Here is a 22,180-nt window from a genome sequence, read left to right on the forward strand (position 1 = left end):
GGGGGCACAGCGGCAGGCCCGGGTGTCCGGGTGGGCGTGGAACGGACGGACAACGAAGCGCGAACAGGGAACGACGGCCCGGTGGGCGACATCGATCGGCACGCAAGAACCGGGAACGGAACTGCCGACGGGACCGGGAACGTGCCCGTTCATGCCGTTGACCAGGACGGCTTGAACCGAGATCGCCCGGTGGATCCCGTTGGCCGGCACGGCAGGCAGGGACGGGCTCAGAGGCGCAGGCGCACCTGCAGGCGTCTCATCCAGTCGTCGAGCTGAAGGACCATCTCGGCGTCGGCCCGGCCGAGCCAGCCGCCACGGTCGAGCAGTGCGGGGTCGTCGGCCATCCGCCGGACGCCGGCCAGGTCCACCAGCGGACGCACCGGCGCCGCGCCGTCCTCCAGCAGCGTCCGGAGCCGGCGGACCAGGCCTGCCTTGTAGAGCGGGTCGTAGGTGATCGGGTACGGAACCTTGGCCCGGGTGAGCACCGACTGCGGCACCAACTCCCGCCCGACGGCTCGCAGCAGGCTCTTCTCCCGGCCGTCGAACGACTTCATGGCGGCCGGCACGTTGTAGAGGAAGGACAGCAGCCGGTGGTCCGTGAACGGGAATCGCACCTGGAGCCCGGCGCTGGTGCTCAACCGCTCGGAGTGCAGCACTGTCTGTTCCAGCAGCCGGGTCACCGTCAGGTAGTCCACCTGACGCGCCAGCCGGTCGACGCCGTCACCCCCGGGCAGGTGGGGAACCTCGTCCATCGCCTCGCGGAACATCCGGTCGAGGTGGCCGTCGATGTCGGTGGCCCGCAGCAGCGCCTGGTCGAACAGGCCGGTGCCGATGCCGTGCGGCATCCCGAAGCGCCGGGAGCGTTCTGTCCAGGGGAACGAGGAGAGACGGCGACCGGCGTCGATCGAACCGCCCAGTCCGCCGAAGAGCGCGTCCGCTCCCTCACCGCTCAGGGCCACCGGGACATCGTGTGCGACGCGTCGGCTGAAGACGTACGGGGTGATGTTCTTGTCGCCGAACGGTGTGGGCTGGTCCTTCGCGGAGAGGACCTCGGCCAGCGTCACCGGATCCAGCAGGTCCTCCGGACGGACGGCGATCTCACGGTGGTCGCACTTCCACATCCGGACCACCTCCTCGGCGAAGGGACGGTCCGGCACCGCGGCGGCGCTGTCGCCGAAAAGCACGGTGAACGTACGCGGCGCACGGCCGGCGGAAGCGGTCAGGCCGGTCAGCACGCTGGAGTCCAGGCCACCGGACAGCAGGACCCCGGCCTCGGCCCCGTCCGTCACCCGGCCGATCGACTCCTCCAGCAACGCACGCACCCGGGCGATCGTGGCGTCGCGGTCGAGTTCGTGCGGCCGGGCCTCAAGTCCCCAGTAACGTTCCTCGGTTCGCCGGTCCGGGGCGAAGCACACGGTGTGGCCGGGGCGCACCTCGCGCATCCCACGCAGCACCCCGTGGCCGGGACCGCGCAACTGGCTGACCAGCGCGTTGAGTCCGGTGGCGTCCAGATCTGCCGACACCAGCGGGTGCCCGGTCACCGTGGCGACGTCCGAGGCGAACACGACCCCGGAGCGGGTGGGGAAGTAGCTGAGCGGTTTCACCCCGAGCCGGTCCCGGCCGAGCCGGAGTTCCCCGCGGCGCGCATCCCACACGGCGAAGGCGAACTCGCCGTCCAACCGGGCCGCCGCCGCCGGTCCTCGGCGCAGAAAGGCGCGCAGCACGGCCTGGGAAGAACTGCCGCCGCCTGCGACGGTGAAGCCGTCAGCACCACCGCGGGCGGTGAACTCGCCCGCGTTGTAGAGGTGTCCGTCGCACACCGCGACCGCGAGCACCTCGCCGTCGGGGCCGGAAGCCACAGCCGGCACCTCGTCCGTGGCCAACGCGCGTCGTACCAGTGCGATGTGCTCGCGCTGCCAGATGCCCGGGCCACCCTGTGCGCGGGTGACGAGGGAGGAACCCAGGTGGGCCACGGTCAGTCGGGACTCCCGAAGGTCGCGTTCCCAATCAAGCCAACCAGCAATACCGGACACTTGCCATCCTGATCTCAGTACAGATGTGGGCATCGGAGCCAGAGCAATGCCCGCTTACGTTTCCGTGAGTCCCCATAAGGCGGAATCAGACAAGGGGAATCCACGGCGAGCAGCCCGTCGAGGGGGCCTGCCACGAAACCGGCCGGACCGGAGAACGGCCTCAACCGAGCCGATCGCGGGGAGAGTTCACCCGCGTATTGCAAAGAGTCGGGGCGGTCACGGAGATATTCGCCGCCCGTCTTCTCGACCGTGGCGCTTCGTTCATGAGCACGCAACCCCGCTGGAGTAGGCGATCACACTCGCGTCGTCCAACGGCCACGACAGAGGGGGGTGGACGACGGCCGACGTCGTCGTGGTCGCCGAAGCCCCGGTCGCCCACGCGGTGTTCCGCGTCGGCGCGGTCGCCGCGGTGCACGCCCAGGTGGCGAGAACCCGGCGCCTCGGCACATCGACCCGGCCCTCGTGCATACCCATGTCTTCTCCCCTGGTCTTCCGATGCCCGGCCGTGCGCTTGCCGGCACCTCGTGGCGAAGGCCACCCCGTACCCGCACGGACGAGCGGAAGGCGCGGTGTCCCGGGAAAACGGTCGCCAGCCGTGGACACCCGTGCCTTGACGCAACAACGCCCCCGAGGAGAAATCCCCGCGGACTCGAATCCCAGTCGACCATGGCCGCGCACCTCTTACCAGGCGGTTCCACCGGCGGAAATACCGTCCGCCATACTTCTGCCGGAAGATCGAATCCGTTCTATATCAGGCCGATCGAGAGACATGCACCATGGAAACCGGTATACCGACCGCGGGAGACCTCGGGCAGCAGTTGCGTGAACTGCGCGCCCGCGCCGGGCTCAGCCAGGAGAGCCTCTCCCACGCGGCAGGAGTGAGCGTCCGCGCGCTGGCGGATCTGGAACGCGGCCGGGCCCGGGGGCCGCAGCGCCGCACCGTGGAGGCCCTCGCCGACGCTCTCGGGCTGGATTCCGCCGCCACCGCCCGGCTGGAGCGGGCCGCCAGCCTCGGACGGCCCCGCCCCCGTTCGAGCACAGGGGGCGATTCCCACCACGCCCTGGCCCTGCCGCGTGACCTCCAGGACTTCACCGCCCGGGGCGCCGCTCTCGACCGGTTGCTCGCCCTGGTACGGGAAACCGACCCCGCCCACCCGCCGGTCGTCCTGGTCTCGGGGCAACCCGGCCTCGGCAAGACCTCCTTCGCCGTGCGCGCCGCGCACCGCCTCAAACCGCACTTCCCGGACGGGCAGTTCGCCCTCGACCTGCACGGAATGGACCCGGAGCCCACCACGGCACGCGACGCGCTCGCCCGCCTCCTGCGCGCGGTGGGCGTGGCCGACAGCGCGATCCCGGCCGGAACCGACGACCGGTCAGGACTTCTCCGGTCCGTGATCCGCGACCGACGCCTGCTGCTCCTGCTGGACAACGTCTCGGACGAGGAACAGGTCCGCCCCCTGCTACCCGGAACCGGCCCCTCGCTGACGATCGTCACCAGCCGCCACACGCTGGCCGGTCTCGAATCCGTCCACCGAACCGAACTGGGGCTGCTGCGCCGGGAGGAGGCGATCGAACTGCTGACCAGGGTCGTCGGCGCCCGACGGGTCCAGCAGGAACCCCAGGCCGCCCGCGACATCGCCGACCTGTGCGGCTATCTCCCGCTGTCACTGCGTATCGCCGGGCAGCGTCTCGTCGGCAGACCCCATGAACACCTCGGGCGGCTGGCCGCGCAGCTCGCTCAGGAAGGGCGCCGCCTGGACGCACTCAAGGCCGGCGGCCTTCAGGTGCGGGCCGCCTTCGCGTTGTCGTACCGGCAACTGTCCCCGGCACACAGGCGAGTTCTGCGCCGCGCCACACTGGCTGCGGGGCCCGACTTCAGCCCCGAGACCGCCGCCCTGCTGGCCGAGATACCCCTCGTCCAGGCGGCCCGATACGCGGAGGACCTGGCCGACGCCGGGCTCCTGCACTCCGACGCCGCCACCGAGCGCTACCGATTACACGACCTTCTCAAGCTGTTCGCCGCCGAACGGTCGACCGCCGAGGACGGCACCGCCGCGTGCGACGCGGTCCAGGACAGGGCCGCACGGTGGATGCTGCGCCGCGCGACCGCGGCCGCGCTCCACTTCGATGTCGACCACCGTGGCGACAGTCCCGAAGGCGATCCCGACCCCGCCGGCGCGCCCGCCGACCGTGAGGGGGCCCGCGTGTGGCTGGAGGCCGAGCGCCCCCAATGGCTCGCCGCGTTGCGCCGTGCCCACGCCGCCGGATGGCACCGGCAGGTCGTGGACGCGGCCGAGGCCATGCACTGGTTCTCCGACGTGAACCAGCACTGGGAGCTGTGGGTGGAAGTCTTCCAGCGCGCCGTCGACTCGGCCCGTGCGCTGGGGGACCGGCGGGCCGAAGCCGTCCACCTGAACTACCTGGCCTGGTCCTACAACCTCTGCGTCTACGACCACCACGCGGCTCTGGCGGCCGCCGACGCCGCCTTGGAGGTGGCTCGGGCGATCGAGGACAGGGTCCTGGTGGGCTGGGCGCTGGGCTACGGAGCGGGGGCGCTGAACCGGCTCGGCCGGATCAGCGAGGCCCTCGACCGGCTCCGCGAGGCGGCCGCCTGCCTCGGTGCCGAGGCATCCCTGCCGGGTCGCCTCGGCAGGCTGACGGTTCTGAACACCCTGGGCACCTATCTGCGCCAGTACGGCCAGGCCGAGGAGGCGCTGGCCATACACCGGCGTTGCGAGGCCATCTGCAACGCCGGGACGCCGGGGCAGCCGACGGAACTGATCGCGATGTACCGGGCGACATCCCGGCAGGAGATCGGCAACGACCTCGCGGCCCTGGGCCGCTGGAGCGAGGCCGAACCACCGCTCCGGGAGGCCCTTGCCTGCTTCGAGGCCACGACGATGCCTGCCTGGAGCGAACCGGCCCGGCTCGATCTCGGGCTGGTGCTGCGCCGGCTGGCCCGATATCAGGAGGCCCGCGAGACCCTGCTCGCCGCCCGCACGGGACTCGGTGAGCTGAACAGCCCCCGGGAGGCGGAGGCCGCCGCCGAAATCCGTGAGCTCGACGGTCTCGCGGACCGGCTGGAAACCGGGTGACCTCGGGACCTCGCCGAGTGCGTGTTCGGTCGCGATAACAGGAAACCCTATTCGCGCGATAAGAGAAGCCTGTCAAATACATAAGCAAATTCTTCGAATTCACGCCATTCTGTGCGTGACTCAAGAATGCCCTGTCCATCTGACAGTGCATTGAGATTTCAGTAAGAACGTTGATAATGTTGTCAACAATTGCACGGAGGCGGCCGGATGCCTGTCGTGCTTTTCGGTCCTGCCCTCAACCGCTGACGAGCGGTCCGTAGGTGTGGGTAATTGTCCGGTATTCATGCGGACACAGCGATCTCGAAGTCGGCCGATGGGCGCTGCCCGTTCGGCCGGGACGTCATTCCAGGTTCGAAGGAGTGGTTCGTGAGTAGAGAAAGAACCCGTCGAGTGCGCACGCTGCGGACTTGGCGAGGTATAGGCGGAGCCGTCGCGGCGATCGTGCTGGTCGGCGGCGGTTTTGCTGTGGCAAATGCCTCGACGGATGTGCCGACCGGTAAATCGGCCGCGGGCTTCAAGCGTCCGGTCGACGCGCACGCCACCGGTGCGAAAGCCGTGGTCAGTGCCGCCAATGCGTTCCTGAACACGCTGGACGCCGACCAGCAGGCGGAGGTGCTGCTGGACTTCTCCGAGGCGAACGCGACGGCGTGGTCGAACCTGCCGTGCGGCTCGTCCTGTCGGCCCGGGATTGGGCTCGGTTCGCTGACGGACACTCAACTAGCCGCCGCCATGAAGGTGTTGAAGGTGGCGACCGGCAGCGGCAAGGGATCCGGGTACGACCAGGTCACGCAGATCATCAAGGCCGACGACGTACTCGACGCGGCGCAGAACTCCAGCTCCGCCTCCGCGCCGGCGCCCACCAGCGGCGCGTCGGGCACGCCCTCGACCGACCCGTCCGCTTCCGCGGACCCGAGCTCGTCGCCCACCGACGCCCCGTCGGCCACGGACGTGCCGACGGGCACCCCGCCGTCCGGTGGCCCCGGCGGTCCTGGCGGCGGAGGCGGCGCGTTCGGGTACGGCAGCGGCGTCTACTTCATGGCGTTCCTGGGCACTCCCTCGGCGGACGGGGCCTGGCAGTTGCACTTCGGCGGTCACCACCTCGCCGTGAACCTCACCTACCGGGACGGCAAGCCGGTGAGCGGCAGCCCGTTCTTCATCGGGGTCGAGCCGAGCACGTGGACCGCGGACGACGGCACCACGTACACCCCACTGGCGAAGCAGCGGAACGGACTGCTCGCCCTGACCGGCAGCCTGAACGCGGAGCAGCTGACCAAGGCCGAGCTGTCCGAGTCGTTCAGCGACGTGCTCCTCGGCCCGGGCAAGGACGGCCAGTTCCCGGAGACCAAGGAAGGCATCCCGGTCAGCTCGCTCACACCCAAGCAGAAGCAACTGGTGCTCAAGGCGATCCACCCCTGGGTCGCCAACGTGGACGACGCCACCGCGAAGCAGCTCATGAAGACGTACGAGCACGAGCTGAACCAGACCTACGTCGGCTACTCCGGCGGTACCGGCCTTGACGCCCGGGGTGACTACGTGCGGATCGACGGCCCCGGCGTCTGGATCGAGTTCGTCTGCCAGGGCGGCGTCGTCTTCCGGGACCAGATCCACTACCACACGGTGTACCGGGACCACACCCGCGACTACGGAAGCGAGTTCACCTTCTCATGACCCGATCGCGGAACTGGCTGACCACAGCGCTACGCCTGGTGGCCGGGATCGCGATCGCGGTACCGGCGGCGCTCCTGCTCGGGGCGCCGCCGGCCGCCGCGCACCCGATGCCGCACTCGGTGGTCCGGCTCGACGTCCACCAGGCGTCGGTCACCGCGCGGCTGGAACTGCCGGTCGACGACCTCTCCCGGGCGAGCGGGATCGATCTGAACAGCGTCGAACCTGCCGGCCCGCCCGCCAGGGCGACCGCCGTCCGTGCCTACCTCCGCCGGCACATCCGCCCGGTCACCCTCCACGGCGAGACATGGCAGGTCGGTATCGGCTCGCTGAGTCTCGGCCGCACCGAGCAGACCTCCACCGGCCCCTACCGTGAGCTGGTCGCCGAAGCCGTGCTCACCCCTCCACCCGGCGGGGACGTGCGGCACTTCACCCTGAACTACGACGTGATCGTCCATCAGGTCGTCACCCACGTGACGCTCGTGTCGGTGCGGCAGGACTGGGCCGCCGGCCGGGTCGGCGGCGGAGCCACCCAGGTCGGCACGGTCGGTCTCGACATCCGGCACATGAAGGTCCCGCCCCTGACCGTCGACCTGGGGAACGGCAGTGCCTGGCGCGGCTTTCTCGCCATGACCGAACTCGGCGGCGAGCACATCCTCACCGGCACCGACCACCTGTTGTTCCTGCTCATCCTGCTCCTGCCCGCACCGCTGCGGGCCGTCGGGCGACGCTGGCACGGCCTGGTCGGCGCCCGCGTCGCGCTCGGGCGCGTCGGCCGCATCACGATCGCCTTCACCGTCGGCCACTCCGTCGCCCTGGCCGCCACCGCCCTCGGTCGTCTGGAGATCCCCGGCCGGCCGGTCGAGGCGTTCATCGCCGCCAGCATCCTCGTCGGCGCCGTACACGCGATCCGCCCGCTGTTCCCGGGCCGGGAAGCTTTGGTGGCGGGTGTCTTCGGCCTCGGCCACGGGATGGCGTTCTCCTTCGTGCTCGCCGAGATGCATCTGTCCACCGGACAGCTCGTGTCCAGCCTCTTCGGCTTCAACCTGGGCATCGAACTGGTCCAGCTCCTGCTGGTCTGCCTGGCTCTGCCCGCACTGCTGGTCGTCGCGCGGCTGCGGGCACAGCCCGCGCTCCGGGTGGGCGGCGCGCTGCTCACCGCCACGGCGGCCGTCGGCTGGCTGGCCGACCGGCTCGGCGTCCCCAATCCGGTCGCCCGGACGGCGGACAGCGCCGGATCCCACACGACGTTGATGCTGGCGGCCCTGGCCTCGTCCGCGGTCGCCGCCACCGGCTGGGCGCTGTCCGCCCGGTGGCGCTCGGTGGGTGATCCGGACGACGGTGTCCGCCTCCGGGCGGGGTCGCGGCCGGAGGCGGAGCCCGATCCCGGAGCGAAGCTCCCGGCAGGCCTTCGTGAGCGCGCTGCTCATGCGCCGGCCGATTCGGCATCCGGCGGCGGATAGGCCTGCTTCGCTCGCTCCGGCCGCCGACGGGGCGCTCCAAGCCCAGCATGTCGAACGCCCTGAGCGCCCTGCCCCGGGTGGCGGGTGCCACGACCGAACCGCCGTTGGCCACCCGGCGAACAGTGACCTCGCTGACGCCCGCGATGTCGAGGCTGTACGGATCTCGCGGCCACCGGCGGTCCTTGACGGTTCTGGCGCGCTCTGGACAGGGAGTGGCGGCGTTCGAGAGCATCGACCACTGCATACCGTATGCACAATGTGGGAGGACTCCTCCGCGGTTCTCCCGGTCCCCGGGGTGACCCGATCCGCGAAAGGTGCCTGAGCAGGCATCCCCTGGGAATGCTCACCGATGCGGTCGTGTCCACGGCGTTCCTGCCGTGGGCGCGACCGTATGTCCGCGACCGTATGCCCGTGATCACGTGTCCGCGATCATGTGTCCGCGATCATGTGTTCGCGACGTGATGAGTGGTCTTTTCGATATCGACCGGAGTGAGGTAGCCACCATGTCGACTCCAGCACCCCGTCTCGCCCAGTCCGCCGACCGTGTTCCGGGCGACGGGACGGTCATCGACCGGCTCGTGACGGCCAACCGTGCTTATGCCGCCGGGTTCGTGGATCCCGGAATGGGTGCCCGCCCCGTCCAGCGGGTTGCCGTCGTGGCCTGCATGGACGCCCGGATCGACCTCCATGCCGCGCTCGGTCTCGAACTGGGCGACTGCCACACCGTCCGCAACGCGGGTGGCGTCGTGACCGATGACACGATCCGCTCCCTGACGATCAGTCAACGCGCGCTCGGCACCCGCAGCGTCATACTCATCCACCACACCGGATGCGGCCTGCAGAGTCTCACCGAGGATTTCCGGCACGAGCTGGAGATGGAGGTCGGGCAGCGGCCCCCCTGGGCGGTGGAGGCCTTCCGTGACGTCGATCAGGACGTACGGCAGTCGATGCAGCGAGTGCGCACCTCTCCCTTCCTGCCGCACACCGACGATGTGCGCGGGTTCGTCTTCGACGTGACGACGGGGTTGCTCCGGGAGATCGACCCGAGAAGCTGAGCCGTCGTGCCCCTTGCCGCCGGGCCCGTCGCCGGGAGGGCGTCCGCGGCGAGGGGCCACACCCGCGTCCGGCGGGCCGGGCGGGCAGTCCCTGTCAGGTCGTCCACGCGTCCGTGCGGTGGGGTCGGAGGCGGGTGGGTGTCGCCGCCCCGGGGATTCGTCCCCGCGTGCTATGGCGCACCCTGACGACAGTCGGCATACTGTATGCAATTCCCGTGAGGGCGTTCCTGAGGAGAGGGTCACCCCCGTGTCCTACCGCACTTCTCTCGCCGCGGTCCTGGCCGAAGTCGTCGCGCCCTCCGCCCAAGTGACCGCCCGGGAAGGAAGATTCCCCCGTGCCGCCGTGACGGCGCTCGGCCGCTCCGGGCTGCTCGGCCTCACCGTCTCTGAGCAGTTCGGTGGCGGCGGCCTCGGACTGCCGGAGGCCGCGGACGTGGTCGAGCGGGCGGCGCGGGTGTGCCGTGCGACCGCCGTCGTGCTCGCGTCCCACTTCGCCGCGGTCGCCGCCGTCGAGGCCTGCGGTGGTTCCTGGGTGCGCGGCGAGATCGTCGCCGGGCGTCACCTCGTCGGCCTCGCCCTGGACGAGGGCGGCCCCGGTGAGCCGGGGGCGGAGGCCGTGTCCGGGACGTCGTGCTCGGTCGCGGGCCGGTTCGCCGATGTGGTCGCCCTGCGGGGTCGCAAGCGGCGGGTGGTCGCGGCGGGCGAGGCCGACAGCTACCTCTGGTCCTCGCGGCCGCTCGCCGGGCCGGACGGCCTGACGCTGTGGGTGGTTCCGGCGCAGGCCCCCGATCTGTTCGTGCCGGCCAGGCCCGGCGGGGGAGGGCCCGGTGGCAGCGCGACTTCCACTCTGTGCGCGGATCCGGTACTGGTGCCCGCCGACGTGATGCTCGGACGGGACGGCGGAGGGCTCGGCACCCTGTCGCGCGCGGTGCGGCCGTGGCTGCTGGAGCTGAGGGCCGTCATCGGCGATGACGTCCTGGGGCTCGGTGATGACGTCCTTGGGTCCGACGTCGGTGTCATCGGGTCCGGCGCCCACGTCCAGGGGTCCGGCGCCCGCGGGTCCGGCGTCGGCGTCCACGGATCCGGCGCCCGCGTCCACGGATCCGGTGTCGACACCCCTCGGCCCCGAGCCGAGGAACTTCCTCCCGGCTCCGGCCGGGCGTCCCGCCGGCTCCCTCGCGTGGATGTGAACCCGGGCCCGCCCGACGAGGTGACCCGGCGGACGGCGCGATGAGCCCTGTGCCTGCGCGAGGGCCCGTTCGGTCAGTCCTGGTTCGTCCCGGCGGCGAGCTGCTTGCGATAGAAGCCGGTGGTGCGCTCGGTGTGCTTGCGCATGACCTCGCCGGCCCGGTCCGCGTCCCCCTTGGCGATGGCTCTGATGAGCTGGGCGTGCTCGTTCCAGGCCTCCTTGCCGCGGGGCCGGGCGATCGGCGTGTAGTACCAGCGCACCTTCTGGCTGACGCCCACGATCAGTTCGGCGAGTACGGCGTTGTCGGCGATGGAGGTGATGAAGGCGTGCAGGGCGGTGTTGGCCGAGACCAGTCGCTCGACATCGCTCGCGGCGAGGGCGTCGACGCCTTCCTGGTGCAACTCCCAGAGTCGTTCGACGTCCTCGGGCTTGGCCTGCTGGGCGGCGAGTTGGGCCGAGTAGGTCTCGAGGACCGCGCGGACACCCAGGAGTTGGGCGGCCTCCTGCTCGGTGGGAGAGTGGACGAAGGCGCCCTGGGCCGGGCGCAGATCGACCCAGCCGTCGGTCTGCAGTCGTTGCAGCGCCTCGCGTACGGGCTGGCGGCTGACCCCGAGATGCTCCGCGAGTTCGGCCTCGACGAGGTGCTGGCCGGGCTTGAGGGAGCCGCTGACGATCAGCTCGGTCAGGGCGTCGTACACGGCCTGCCGCAGTGGCGCCGGGCGGGTGACGCGCCGGGACGCGGCGGCCGTGAGTGCCTCACGCATGGGAGCCCCGTTCTGCCACCGGGCCCGCGGGGCCGACGGCTCTGCCAAGAGGTGGCCGCCGAGAGGGTCGCCGACGGCTGCGTCAGCATACAGGTTTTGGTATGCAGGATGGCGGGAGCTTCGGTCCGGTCCCCGGTCGGCGGGGATGCCATCCGCGTCGCCCGCCGTCGGCCTTCGAGCAGGTCGCAGGCGTACGCTGCCCGGTCGCCCGCCGACCCGTCGGTGATCCCGCTCGGGCAAGTCCCGTGCCCGTGACCGCGATTGAGCTGGATTGAGTTCTGTATACAGAAGCCTGTATGGGGTAGTGTCAGTCTCCCGCGAGCAGCGTCGGGGACCCGCGTGACGGAAGGCGGAGTGATCATGACGACCAGCGCGAGTGACGTGACGGTCGAGAGCGTGGTCCGGAGCGCGGCGGCCGGTCATCGGGGTCAGCGCGGTGCGCTGCTGCCCGTACTCCATGCCGTACAGGACGAGTTGGGTCATGTGCCGCAAGAGGCGATTCCGGTACTCGCGGACGAGTTCAACCTCTCCCGGGCGGACGTCCACGGAGTGGTGACCTTCTATCACGACTTCCGCCGCGAGCCCGCCGGGCGCACCACCGTGCGCATCTGCCGGGCCGAGGCCTGCCAGGCGCTCGGCGCCGACGGCCTGGTCGCCTACGCCCGCGAGTCCGGACTGACGCTCGGGGAGACGACCGCGGACGGTGCCGTGACCGTCGAGCAGGTCTTCTGTCTCGGCAACTGCGCGCTCGGCCCCTCCGTCGAGGTGAACGGCCGGCTGTACGGACGGGTCGGCCCGGCCCGGCTGGGCTCGCTCCTCGACGGGACGGCCTCGTCATGAACGACACCGCGCACCCCGTGGCCACGGTCTACGTCCCCCGGGACTCGGCCGCCCGGTCCGTCGGCGCGGACGACGTCGCGGACGCCCTGCGACAGGCGGCCGCCCGCGGGGACTTCGCCCTCGACGTCGTACGCAACGGATCACGCGGGATGCTCTGGCTGGAACCCCTCGTCGAGGTGGTGACCCCGCACGGCCGTGTCGGATACGGCCCCGTCGCCCCGTCCGACGTCGAGGACCTGCTCGCCGCGGGCATGCTCGACGGCGCCGGCCATCCACTGCGGCTCGGCGTCGTGGACGAACTCCCCTGGCTGGCACGGCAGAACCGGGTCACCTTCGCCCGGGTCGGCGTCACCGACCCGCTGTCCACGGACGACTACCTGGCGCACGGCGGACTCGCGGGGCTGCGCGCCGCGCTGCACCGCCCGCCCGCGGACGTGGTCGCCGAGGTCACCGCGTCCGGACTGCGCGGCAGGGGCGGCGCGGGGTTCCCGGCCGGCGTCAAATGGAAGACCGTGCTCGACTGCGCGGACGACCTGAAGTTCGTCTGCTGCAACGCCGACGAGGGCGACAGCGGCACCTTCGCCGACCGGATGGTCATGGAGGGCGACCCGTTCATGCTCATCGAGGGCATGACGATCGCCGCGCACGCGGTCGGCGCGAGCGAGGGCTACCTCTACATCCGCTCGGAGTACCCGGACGCGGTCGCCACCATGCGGGCGGCCATCGACATCGCGCGCGAGCACGACTGGCTCGGCAAGGGCGTCCTCGGCTCCGCGCTCGACTTCGAGCTGCACGTCCGCGTCGGCGGCGGCGCGTACATCTGCGGCGAGGAGACCTCCATGCTGGAGAGCCTGGAGGGCAAGCGCGGCACCGTACGCGCCAAGCCTCCGATCCCCGCGATCGAGGGCCTGTTCGGCAGACCGACGGTGGTGAACAACGTCCTCACCCTCGCGACGGTCCCCGTCGTGCTCGCCTCCGGCGCGCGGGCGTACCAGGAACTCGGCGTCGAACGCTCACGCGGCACCCAGGTCTTCCAGCTCGGCGGCAACATCGCGCACGGCGGCATCGTCGAGACCGCGTTCGGCGTCACGCTGCGCGAACTCGTCGAGGACTACGGCGGCGGCACGTTCACCGGGCGCCCGGTGCGCACGGTGCAGGTCGGCGGGCCGCTCGGCGCCTATCTGCCGACGTCGATGTTCGACCTGCCGATGGACTACGAGGCCTTCGCGGCGGCCGGGGCGATGGTCGGCCACGGCGGGGTCGTCGTCTTCGACGACACCGTCGACATGGCCGCCCAGGCGCGGTTCGCGATGGAGTTCTGCGCGGCGGAGTCGTGCGGCAAGTGCACGCCGTGCAGGGTCGGTTCGGTACGCGGCGTCGAGGTCATCGACAAGATCGTGGCCGGCCGGTACCGGGACGAGAACCTGGCGCTCCTCGGGGATCTGTGCGACCTGATGACCGACGGTTCGCTCTGCGCGATGGGCGGGCTGACACCGATGCCCGTACGCAGCGCCCTCACCCACTTTCCCGACGACTTCCTCGCCCGGGAACCGGGGCAGGGGGCCGACTCCCGGCAGCCGAGCGGCACAAGGACGGAGGGCACGGCATGACACTGCTCAAGGAACCCGACTTCGGAACCCCGGAACGGCCCGGCGAGGCCACGGCCTCGGTCGAGGTGGACGGGCTGGCGGTGGCCGTCCCCGAGGGCACGTCCGTGATGCGGGCCGCCGCGCTGGCCGGCGTCGACATACCCAGACTGTGCGCCACCGACAGCCTGGAGCCGTTCGGCTCCTGCCGGTTGTGCGTCGTGGAGATCGACGGCAGGCGGGGCACCCCGGCCTCCTGCACCACCCCGGTGGCGGACGGGATGACGGTACGCACCCAGACTCCGAAGGTGGAGAAGCTCCGCCAGGGAGTCATGGAGCTGTACATCTCCGACCATCCGCTCGACTGTCTGACCTGTCCGGCCAACGGCGACTGCGAACTGCAGGACATGGCGGGCGTGGTGGGCCTGCGGCAGGTGCGCTACGGGTACGAGGGGGAGAACCACCTCGACGCCGAGAAGGACACGTCCAACCCGTACTTCGACTTCGACCCCTCCAAGTGCATCGCCTGCTCCCGCTGCGTGCGCGCCTGCGGCGAGGTACAGGGCACGTTCGCCCTCACCATCGAGGGGCGTGGCTTCGACTCCAAGGTCTCGCCCGGCGCCGCCGAGACGTTCATGGACTCGGAGTGCGTCTCCTGCGGGGCCTGCGTCCAGGCCTGCCCGACCTCCACGCTCCAGGAGAAGTCGGTGGTCGAACTCGGCATGCCGACCCGGTCGGTGGTCACCACCTGTGCCTACTGCGGGGTCGGCTGCTCCTTCAAGGCCGAGCTGCGCGGCGACGAACTCGTGCGGATGGTGCCGTACAAGGACGGCGGAGCGAACGAGGGCCACTCCTGCGTGAAGGGCCGCTTCGCCTTCGGTTACGCCACCCACCCCGACCGGGTGCTCAAGCCCATGGTCCGCGAAAGGATCACCGATCCCTGGCGCGAGGTCGAGTGGGACGAGGCGATCGGCACCGTCGCCCGGCGGATGCGGGACATCCAGCGCCGGTACGGGCCGAGTTCGATCGGCGCGATCTCCTCGTCGCGGTGCACCAACGAAGAGGTCTACGTCGTCCAGAAGATGGTGCGCGCGGCGTTCGGCAACAACAACGTGGACACCTGCGCCCGCGTCTGCCACTCCCCGACGGGATACGGACTCAAGCAGACCTTCGGCGAGTCGGCCGGCACCCAGGACTTCCGTTCCGTGGCGGAGGCCGACGTCATCATGGTGATCGGCGCCAACCCCACCGACGGGCACCCGGTGTTCGCCTCGCGGATGAAGCGGCGCCTGCGCGAGGGCGCGGAGCTGATCGTCGTCGACCCCCGCCGCATCGACCTGGTGCGCTCCCCGCACATCGAGGCCGCGCACCACCTCCAGCTCAGGCCCAGCACCAACGTCGCCGTCGTCAACGCCATGGCACATGTCGTCGTCACCGAGGGCCTGGTCGACCGCTCCTTCGTGGACCGCAGGTGCGAAGGGTTCGACGAGTGGGCCCAGTTCATCGCCCGGCCCGAGAACAGCCCGGAGGCCACCGAGGAGATCAGTGGCGTCCCCGCCGCCCAACTGCGGTCCGCCGCACGGCTGTACGCGACCGCACCGAACGGAGCCATCTACTACGGCCTCGGCGTCACCGAGCACAGCCAGGGTTCGAGCATGGTCATGGGAATGGCCAACCTGGCCATGGCGTGCGGCAACATCGGCCGCGACGGCGTCGGGGTCAACCCGCTGCGCGGGCAGAACAACGTGCAGGGCTCCTGCGACATGGGCTCCTTCCCGCACGAACTGCCGGGCTACCGCCATGTGTCCGACGACGCCGTGCGCGAGGTGTTCGAGAACCTGTGGGGCGGCACCCTCCTCGCCGAACCGGGACTGCGCATCCCCAACATGTTCGACGCCGCGATCGACGGCACCTTCCGCGGACTGTTCGTGCACGGCGAGGACATCGCCCAGTCCGACCCCAACCTCCAGCACGTCACCGCCGCGCTCGAAGCGATGGAACTCGTCGTCGTCCAGGACCTGTTCCTCAACGAGACCGCCAAGTTCGCGCATGTCTTCCTGCCCGGCGCGTCCTTCCTGGAGAAGGACGGCACGTTCACCAACGCCGAGCGCCGGATCAACCGGGTGCGCGCCGTGATGAAGCCGAAGACGGGCAAGCACGAGTGGCAGATCGTGTGCGAGATCGCCACCGCCATGGGCTACCCGATGACGTACGACCATCCGAGCCGGATCATGGAGGAGATCGCCTCCGTCACCCCGACGTTCACCGGCGTCTCCTTCGACGTGCTCGACAAGCTGGGCAGCGTGCAGTGGCCGTGCAACGCCTCCGCTCCTGAGGGGACACCGGTGATGCATGTGGACGAATTCGTGCGCGGCAGAGGCAGGTTCGTCGTCACCGCGTATGTGCCGACCAACGAACGCAGCACCCGGCGCTTCCCGCTGGTGCTCACCACCGGGCGCATCCTCAGCCAGTACAACGTCGGCGCGCAGACCCGGCGCACCGGCAACGTCGCCTGGCATCCCGAGGACATTCTGGAACTGCACCCGCACGACGCCGAGGTGCGTGGCATCACCGACGGCTCGCTGGTGACGCTGGCCAGCCGGGTGGGGCGGACGACACTGCGCGCGGCGATCTCCGACCGGATGCCGGCCGGCGTCGTCTACACCACGTTCCACCACCCCGTGACCGGTGCCAACGTGGTGACCACCGAGAACTCGGACTGGGCGACCAACTGCCCCGAGTACAAGGTGACCGCCGTACAGGTCGGGCTCGTCCATCCGCTCGGGCAGGGCGACCGGACGCCGGATCGGGCCCACGGCGAGACGCCGGAGCGGGCGGGGGACGAGACGCCGGAGCCGGCGGGGGACGAGACGTCGGAGGGGGCCGTGGACGACGTACTCACGGGCGGTGGACCGAGATGACCGCGAGCGGTCCGCCGGAACGCCGGATGGCGAACGACATAGCCGTGAATCTCGGCCATCTGCCGGGGGCGTCGGCCGCCGAGGCGATCGCGGGCCACATCGCCCGGTTCTGGGACCCACGTATGCGCTCCCGGCTCCTCGCGCACGCCGACGCCGGAGCCGACGGGCTGCATCCGCTGGTGATCGCGGCGGTTCGGCTCCTGCGCTGAGCGCGGCCGCGCGCGGCGGGTGGCGTGACGGGACCGCTGGGTAGGCTCGGGACGATCACTGGGCCGGCGGGCCGGCCGGCGAGCCTGCCAGCCGGGCCGATCGGCCGGGCCGGTCGGTGCCGAAGCGCGGGGCGCGGTGCGGGGCGCGGCGCGGGCGGGAGAGGAGTCGTTCATGCTGTTCCGGCAGCTCGAGTACTTCGTGGCGGTGGCCAGGGAGCGGCACTTCGCGCGGGCCGCGGAATCCTGCTACGTCTCGCAGCCCGCGCTCTCGGCGGCGATCGCCAAGCTGGAGCGGGAGTTGAACGTCACACTCATCAACCGCGGGCACAACTACCAGGGACTCACCCCCGAAGGCGAACGGCTCGTCGTATGGGCCAAGCGGATCCTCGCCGAGCAGGACGCGTTCAAGGCCGAGGTGGCCGCCGTGCAGTCGGGCATCACCGGGACGCTCCGCCTCGGGACGGACCCCACGGCCTCCACGACGCTGGCGATGCCGGTGGCCGCGTTCTGCGCGGCGCATCCGCTGGCCAAGGTGCAGGTCCGCTCGCGCCTGTCGACGAAGGAACTCCACCGCCAGCTGCGCGACTTCGAGCTGGACGTGGCCATCGCCCATTTCGACCCGGGCGACCAGGAAGGCCTTCAGGTGGTCCCGCTGTACCAGGAGAGGTACATGCTGCTGGTCTCGGACGACCAGCTCATGTCCCAGACCTCCACCATGACATGGGCGGACGCGGCCCAACTGCCGCTCGCACTGCTGACCCCCGACATGCGCATCCGCCAGATCATCGACAGGGTCTTCGCGGACAAGGGCTTCGTGGTGACGCCCCAGGTGGAGACGGACTCCATCGCGGCGCTCTACGCGCATGTCGGCGGCGGCGACTGGGCCAGCATCGTTCCGCACACCTGGCTGCGCGCGATGCCGGTGGTCGGCAGGACGCGAGCGCTGCCGCTGGTCGACCCGGAGGCGGGCGCCCAGGTCTCGGTGGCGATCCACGCGGCGACCCCCGGTTCGGTCGCCGCGCGGGCCTTCGTCAGCGCGGCGACGGGCCTGGCGCTGGACGACTTCTTCGGGCAGCCCCTGTCGCACGAGCGCCGCGTGCGCTGAGCCGGCGGCACGAGCGCCGCGTGCGCTGAGCCGGCGGCCGGCGCGGGACCAGGCGTCCCGTCGATGAACGTACCGGGCCGCCACCGCGTGCCGGTCGAGCACCGCCCTCGCCGGTGTGCGGCAGCTCGGCGTCGAGCTCAAGCCGCGCGGGCCCTCGATCCTGCGGCGGCGCGCGCCGCATGTCGCATGTCGCATGTGTACTGGCGAACGGCCGACAGCGGTTGCCCGTCAAGGGAGTTGTGAGGCCGGACCCGCCGTCGATAAGCGTTGTCTATCGGCTGGTCGTCGATCGGTCTTGGACGCGGGCGAGCGGGCTGCGCAAGGTGGGAGGAGCAGCCGCGCCGACAGGACCCGCCCAAGGAGGACCTCGGACCATGACCGCCCCCTCGACACCGGAGACCGTGGCGAACGCCGACGTGCAGACCGAGCTCACCGACGGGTACCACCTGGTCGTCGACGCGCTGAGGATGAACGACGTCGACACCGTGTACGGGGTCGTCGGCATTCCGATCACCGACCTGGCCCGCCTCGCGCAGGCGCGCGGCATCCGCTACATCGGCTTCCGGCACGAGAGCAACGCGGGCCATGCCGCCGCGGCCGCCGGCTACCTCACCAAGCGGCCCGGCATCTGCCTGACCGTGTCCGCGCCGGGCTTCCTCAACGGTCTGGTCGCGCTGGCCAACGCCACCACCAACTGCTTCCCCATGGTCCAGATCTCCGGCTCCAGCGAGCGGCACCTGGTCGACCTCAGACAGGGCGACTACGAGGAGATGGACCAGCTCGCCGCGGCGCAGCCGTTCTGCAAGGCCGCCTACCGGGTGGGCCGCGTGGAGGACATCGGCCGGGGCATCGCCCGCGCGCTGCGCACCGCGGTCTCAGGACGTCCGGGCGGTGTGTATCTGGACATCCCCGCCGCGGTGCTCGGTTCCGTCATGGACGCGCAGGCCGGAGCGAGGACGCTGAGCCGGCTCGTCGACCCCGCGCCGCGCCAACTGCCGGCACCCGAGGCGGTCGACCGCGCGATCGAGCTTCTCGCGGGCGCCGAAAGGCCGTTGGTGGTGCTCGGCAAGGGTGCCGCGTACGCGCAGGCCGACGACCGCGTCCGCGAGTTCGTCGAGTCCACGGGCATTCCCTACATCCCGATGTCGATGGCCAAGGGCCTGCTGCCCGACGACCACCCGCAGTCGGCGGCCACCGCCCGTTCGCTGGCCCTGAAGAGGGCCGATGTCGTGATGCTCGTCGGCGCCCGCCTCAACTGGCTGCTGAACCACGGCGAGGCGCCGCAGTGGAACCCGAACGCCCGGTTCATCCAGGTGGACATCGAGGCCAGGGAGATGGACAGCAACCAGCCCATCGCGGCCCCGCTCGTCGGAGACATCGAGTCGGTGCTCGACGCGATAGCCGAGCGGGCCAAGCCCGGCCGGATCGCGTCGCCCGCCGCCTGGCGCGAGGAACTGGCCGCGCGTTCGGCGCGGAACGTGGCGAAGATGGCCGAGCGGCTGAAGGCGGATCCGCGGCCCATGCAGTTCATGGGCGCTCTGAAGGCCGTACGCGATGTCGTGCACGAGCGCCCGGAGACGTACATCGTCAACGAGGGCGCGAACGCGCTGGACATCGCGCGCAACGTCATCGACATGCACGTGCCGCGGCACCGCCTCGACAGCGGCACCTGGGGTGTCATGGGCATCGGCATGGGCTACGCGATCGCCGCCGCCGTCGAGAGCGGTGCCCCGGTCGTGGCCGTCGAGGGCGACAGCGCCTTCGGGTTCAGCGGCATGGAACTGGAGACGATCTGCCGCTACAAACTGCCCGTCGTCACGGTCGTCATGAACAACGGCGGCGTGTACCGCGGTGACGACGTCAACCCCCTCGACGACGCCCCCTCGCCGACCACCCTCATGCTCGCGGCGCGGCACGACCGGATGATCGAGGCGTTCGGCGGCAAGGGCTACCGCGCCACCACCCCCGCCGAGGTCACCGCGGCCCTCACCGAGGCACTCGCCTCCGGCGGCCCGGCGCTCATCGACTGCGTGATCGACCCCTCCGCCGGGACGGAGAGCGGCCACATCGCGCACCTGAACCCGAAGGGCATCACGGTCGGCAACATCGCGCCGGCCGGCAAGTGAGCCCGAACTCCCGGCTCACATAACCGACTTGCATACAGCCGACCTGCATGCAGCCGACGTGCGCACGGCCGACTTCCGCACCGAGATCATTCACGAGAAGGAATCCACCATGAGTGAAAAGCCGCTCGCCGGAATCAAGGTGATCGACTTCACCGGCGTCCAGGCCGGCCCCGCGTGCACACAGCTGCTCGCCTGGTTCGGCGCCGATGTCATCAAGGTCGAGCGCGTCGGCGGAGGAGATGTGACGCGCCGTCAACTCCGTGACATCCCCGACCTCGACGCCCTCTACTTCACCATGCTGAACAGCAACAAGCGGTCCCTCGCCATCGACACCAAGTCCCCCGAGGGCAAGGAGGTCATGGAGAAACTGATCCGCGAGGCCGACCTCCTGGTGGAGAACTTCGCGCCGGGTGCCATGGACCGGATGGGCCTCGGCTGGGACCACATCCACGCGCTCAACCCGCGGCTGATCTTCGGCTCCGTCAAGGGGTTCAACGACGACTCGAAGTGGAACGACCTCAAGGTCTACGAGAACGTCGCCCAGGCCGCCGGCGGCGCCGCGTCCACCACCGGGTTCTGGGACGGGCCGCCCACCATCAGCGGCTCGGCGCTCGGTGACAGCAACAGCGGTATGCACCTGATGATCGGCCTGCTGACCGCGATCATCCAGCGCAACGCGACCGGGGTCGGCCAGAAGGTCTCGGTGTCCATGCAGGACGCCGTGCTCAATCTGACCCGGGTCAAGCTGCGCGACCAGCAGCGCCTGGAGCGCGTCGGCTACCTGGAGGAGTACCCGCAGTACCCGAACGGCGAGTTCGGCGACGCGGTGCCGCGCGGGGGCAACGCCGGTGGCGGCGGACAGCCCGGCTGGGTCCTGAAGTGCAAGGGCTGGCAGACCGACCCCAACGCCTACATCTACTTCACCGTCCAGGAGCAGAACTGGGTCCGCACCTGCGAGGCCATCGGCCGCCCGGAGTGGGCCGAGGACCCGGAGTACGACACCGCCCTGGCGCGCCAGCCGCACATCATGGACATCTTCGGCGAGATCGAGAAGTGGCTGGCGGACAAGACCAAGTACGAGGCCGTCGACATCCTGCGCACCTTCGAGGTGCCGTGCGCGCCGGTGCTCAGCATGAAGGAGCTCGCCGAGGACCCGGACATGCGCAGGAGCGGCACGATCGTCGAGGTCGAGCAGAAGGAGCGCGGCACCTATCTGACGGTGGGCAGCCCGATCAAGTTCTCCGGCTTCAAGCCCGAGATCACCGGCGCGCCACTGCTCGGCGAGCACACCGACGAGGTGCTCGCGGACCTCGGCTACGACGCGGACGCCATCCGCAGGCTGCACGAGGGCAAGGTCGTCGCCTGACCCCGCACGCCCACACCCGAGTGCCCTGCGAACGGCGTCCGTCCGCAGGGCACTCGGGCGTCGAGCGGGCGACAGGCACCCCCGATTCTGCCGACGATCAGACGATCGCGCGGTCCGCGCCGGTCTCGGGGCGTCGCCGCATCGACTCCCGCTCCCTGGCGCGCCGTGCGGTGACGTCGCGGATGACCGCCCCCACGTAGGAGGCGGTGTCGTTCCCGGCCAGCAGCACCACGCTGAACTCGATGGAGAGGGTCCTGCCGTCCGCCGCCAGCGCGGGAACCGTGAGGAGGTCCGCCTCGCCGTACTTGGTGGCGCCCTTCTCCACGGCGGTGCGGAAGCCGTCCCAATGACGACGACGATGCTTCTCCGGGATGATGACGTCCAGGCTCCGGCCGTCCACCTCGGCCGCCGAGAAACCGAAGATACGCTCGGCCCCCCGGTTCCAGTAGCGGATCAGCCCTTCACTGTCGATGATCACTACACCGTCGGGCGCCTGGGCGGCCATGCCCAGCACCACCTCGGGATCGAGCTCGTCCATGTCGCCTCCGAACCGGGGCCATTGGTGGGCGACAGTATACAGAATGCAGTTCGAAGTTCTCTTGCCGCGGCGGCACTTGGCGACGGAGCGGTGAGTTCGCGGTGTTCGAGGTCCACCTGCCTCCCGCAAGCCGGGGGCTCGCCGCCGCACCGGCCGCACTCCTCGTCCCCAGCAGGCGCGGCACGACCGTCCGGCGCTCCCCGGGCCTCGGGGGCGGACCGTGAG

General features: G+C 70.7%; 16 protein-coding genes. 12 read left to right on the plus strand and 4 right to left on the minus strand.

Annotated elements, in window-relative coordinates; translation table 11 throughout:
* Nucleotides 1–227: 227 nt before the first annotated feature.
* Both ACFYW8_RS26925 and ACFYW8_RS26930 read right to left on the minus strand, forming a co-directional pair.
* Entirely contained in the window at nt 228–1,973 is a 1,746-nt protein-coding gene (locus tag ACFYW8_RS26925; protein ID WP_389081242.1) for an asparagine synthetase B family protein, read from the minus strand.
* A gap of 321 nt (nt 1,974–2,294) precedes the next feature.
* Nucleotides 2,295–2,507 (minus strand): hypothetical protein, encoded by a 213-nt coding sequence (locus ACFYW8_RS26930; protein ID WP_389081247.1) that lies wholly within the window; start codon nt 2,505–2,507, stop codon nt 2,295–2,297.
* A 302-nt stretch (nt 2,508–2,809) separates the two neighbouring features.
* Here ACFYW8_RS26930 and ACFYW8_RS26935 point away from each other — a divergent pair, with 302 nt between their 5' ends.
* The 5 genes from ACFYW8_RS26935 (at nt 2,810) to ACFYW8_RS26955 (ending at nt 10,545) form a co-directional block, all read left to right on the plus strand.
* On the plus strand, nt 2,810–5,128 hold the full coding sequence (locus tag ACFYW8_RS26935) for a helix-turn-helix domain-containing protein (RefSeq protein ID WP_389081253.1): 2,319 nt from the start codon (nt 2,810–2,812) through the stop codon (nt 5,126–5,128).
* 366 nt (nt 5,129–5,494) lie between these two features.
* The gene (locus tag ACFYW8_RS26940; protein ID WP_389081257.1) at nt 5,495–6,796 is read left to right on the plus strand and encodes a DUF3500 domain-containing protein; all 1,302 of its coding nucleotides are present in this window, start codon (nt 5,495–5,497) and stop codon (nt 6,794–6,796) included.
* A complete protein-coding gene (locus tag ACFYW8_RS26945; RefSeq protein WP_389081262.1) occupies nt 6,793–8,256 on the plus strand; it encodes a HupE/UreJ family protein in 1,464 nt (487 codons plus the stop codon). The genes ACFYW8_RS26940 and ACFYW8_RS26945 overlap by 4 nt, the downstream gene beginning before the upstream one ends.
* 503 nt (nt 8,257–8,759) lie before the next feature.
* The gene (locus tag ACFYW8_RS26950; RefSeq protein WP_365872520.1) at nt 8,760–9,311 is read left to right on the plus strand and encodes a carbonic anhydrase; all 552 of its coding nucleotides are present in this window, start codon (nt 8,760–8,762) and stop codon (nt 9,309–9,311) included.
* A 247-nt stretch (nt 9,312–9,558) separates the two neighbouring features.
* On the plus strand, nt 9,559–10,545 hold the full coding sequence (locus ACFYW8_RS26955; protein WP_389081269.1) for an acyl-CoA dehydrogenase family protein: 987 nt from the start codon (nt 9,559–9,561) through the stop codon (nt 10,543–10,545).
* 29 nt (nt 10,546–10,574) lie between these two features.
* Here the strand turns inward: ACFYW8_RS26955 and ACFYW8_RS26960 are convergent, their stop codons facing one another.
* Nucleotides 10,575–11,264 (minus strand): GntR family transcriptional regulator, encoded by a 690-nt coding sequence (locus ACFYW8_RS26960; protein ID WP_389081274.1) that lies wholly within the window; start codon nt 11,262–11,264, stop codon nt 10,575–10,577.
* 360 nt (nt 11,265–11,624) lie between these two features.
* On the opposite strand from ACFYW8_RS26960, the gene ACFYW8_RS26965 reads away from it, so the two are divergent.
* The 7 genes from ACFYW8_RS26965 (at nt 11,625) to frc (ending at nt 21,417) form a co-directional block, all read left to right on the plus strand.
* Nucleotides 11,625–12,104, plus strand: coding sequence for an NAD(P)H-dependent oxidoreductase subunit E (locus ACFYW8_RS26965; RefSeq protein WP_365872526.1), 480 nt, complete (start codon nt 11,625–11,627; stop codon nt 12,102–12,104).
* Nucleotides 12,101–13,714 carry a formate dehydrogenase beta subunit gene (locus ACFYW8_RS26970; RefSeq protein WP_389081282.1) on the plus strand — a complete coding sequence of 538 codons (1,614 nt, stop codon included), beginning with the start codon at nt 12,101–12,103 and terminating at the stop codon, nt 13,712–13,714. Before ACFYW8_RS26965 ends, ACFYW8_RS26970 begins: the two co-directional genes overlap by 4 nt.
* Nucleotides 13,711–16,611 carry a formate dehydrogenase subunit alpha gene (gene fdhF, locus ACFYW8_RS26975; protein WP_389081287.1) on the plus strand — a complete coding sequence of 967 codons (2,901 nt, stop codon included), beginning with the start codon at nt 13,711–13,713 and terminating at the stop codon, nt 16,609–16,611. The genes ACFYW8_RS26970 and fdhF overlap by 4 nt, the downstream gene beginning before the upstream one ends.
* Entirely contained in the window at nt 16,608–16,820 is a 213-nt protein-coding gene (locus tag ACFYW8_RS26980) for a formate dehydrogenase subunit delta (RefSeq protein ID WP_365872532.1), read from the plus strand. Before fdhF ends, ACFYW8_RS26980 begins: the two co-directional genes overlap by 4 nt.
* Nucleotides 16,821–16,992: 172 nt before the next feature.
* Entirely contained in the window at nt 16,993–17,925 is a 933-nt protein-coding gene (locus ACFYW8_RS26985; RefSeq protein ID WP_365872534.1) for a LysR family transcriptional regulator, read from the plus strand.
* A 374-nt stretch (nt 17,926–18,299) separates the two neighbouring features.
* Complete coding sequence (gene oxc / locus ACFYW8_RS26990; RefSeq protein WP_389081298.1) at nt 18,300–20,051, plus strand: oxalyl-CoA decarboxylase; 1,752 nt, start codon at nt 18,300–18,302, stop codon at nt 20,049–20,051.
* Between the two features lie 109 nt (nt 20,052–20,160).
* Nucleotides 20,161–21,417, plus strand: a complete 1,257-nt coding sequence (gene frc / locus ACFYW8_RS26995) for a formyl-CoA transferase (protein ID WP_389081303.1) — start codon at nt 20,161–20,163, stop codon at nt 21,415–21,417.
* Nucleotides 21,418–21,514: 97 nt separating this feature from the next.
* Here the strand turns inward: frc and ACFYW8_RS27000 are convergent, their stop codons facing one another.
* Nucleotides 21,515–21,955, minus strand: coding sequence for a PAS domain S-box protein (locus tag ACFYW8_RS27000; protein WP_389081308.1), 441 nt, complete (start codon nt 21,953–21,955; stop codon nt 21,515–21,517).
* Nucleotides 21,956–22,180: the final 225 nt, after the last annotated feature.

It is taken from the genome of Streptomyces sp. NPDC002742 (assembly GCF_042888885.1).
In the GTDB taxonomy this organism is placed as follows: Bacteria; Actinomycetota; Actinomycetes; order Streptomycetales; family Streptomycetaceae; genus Streptomyces.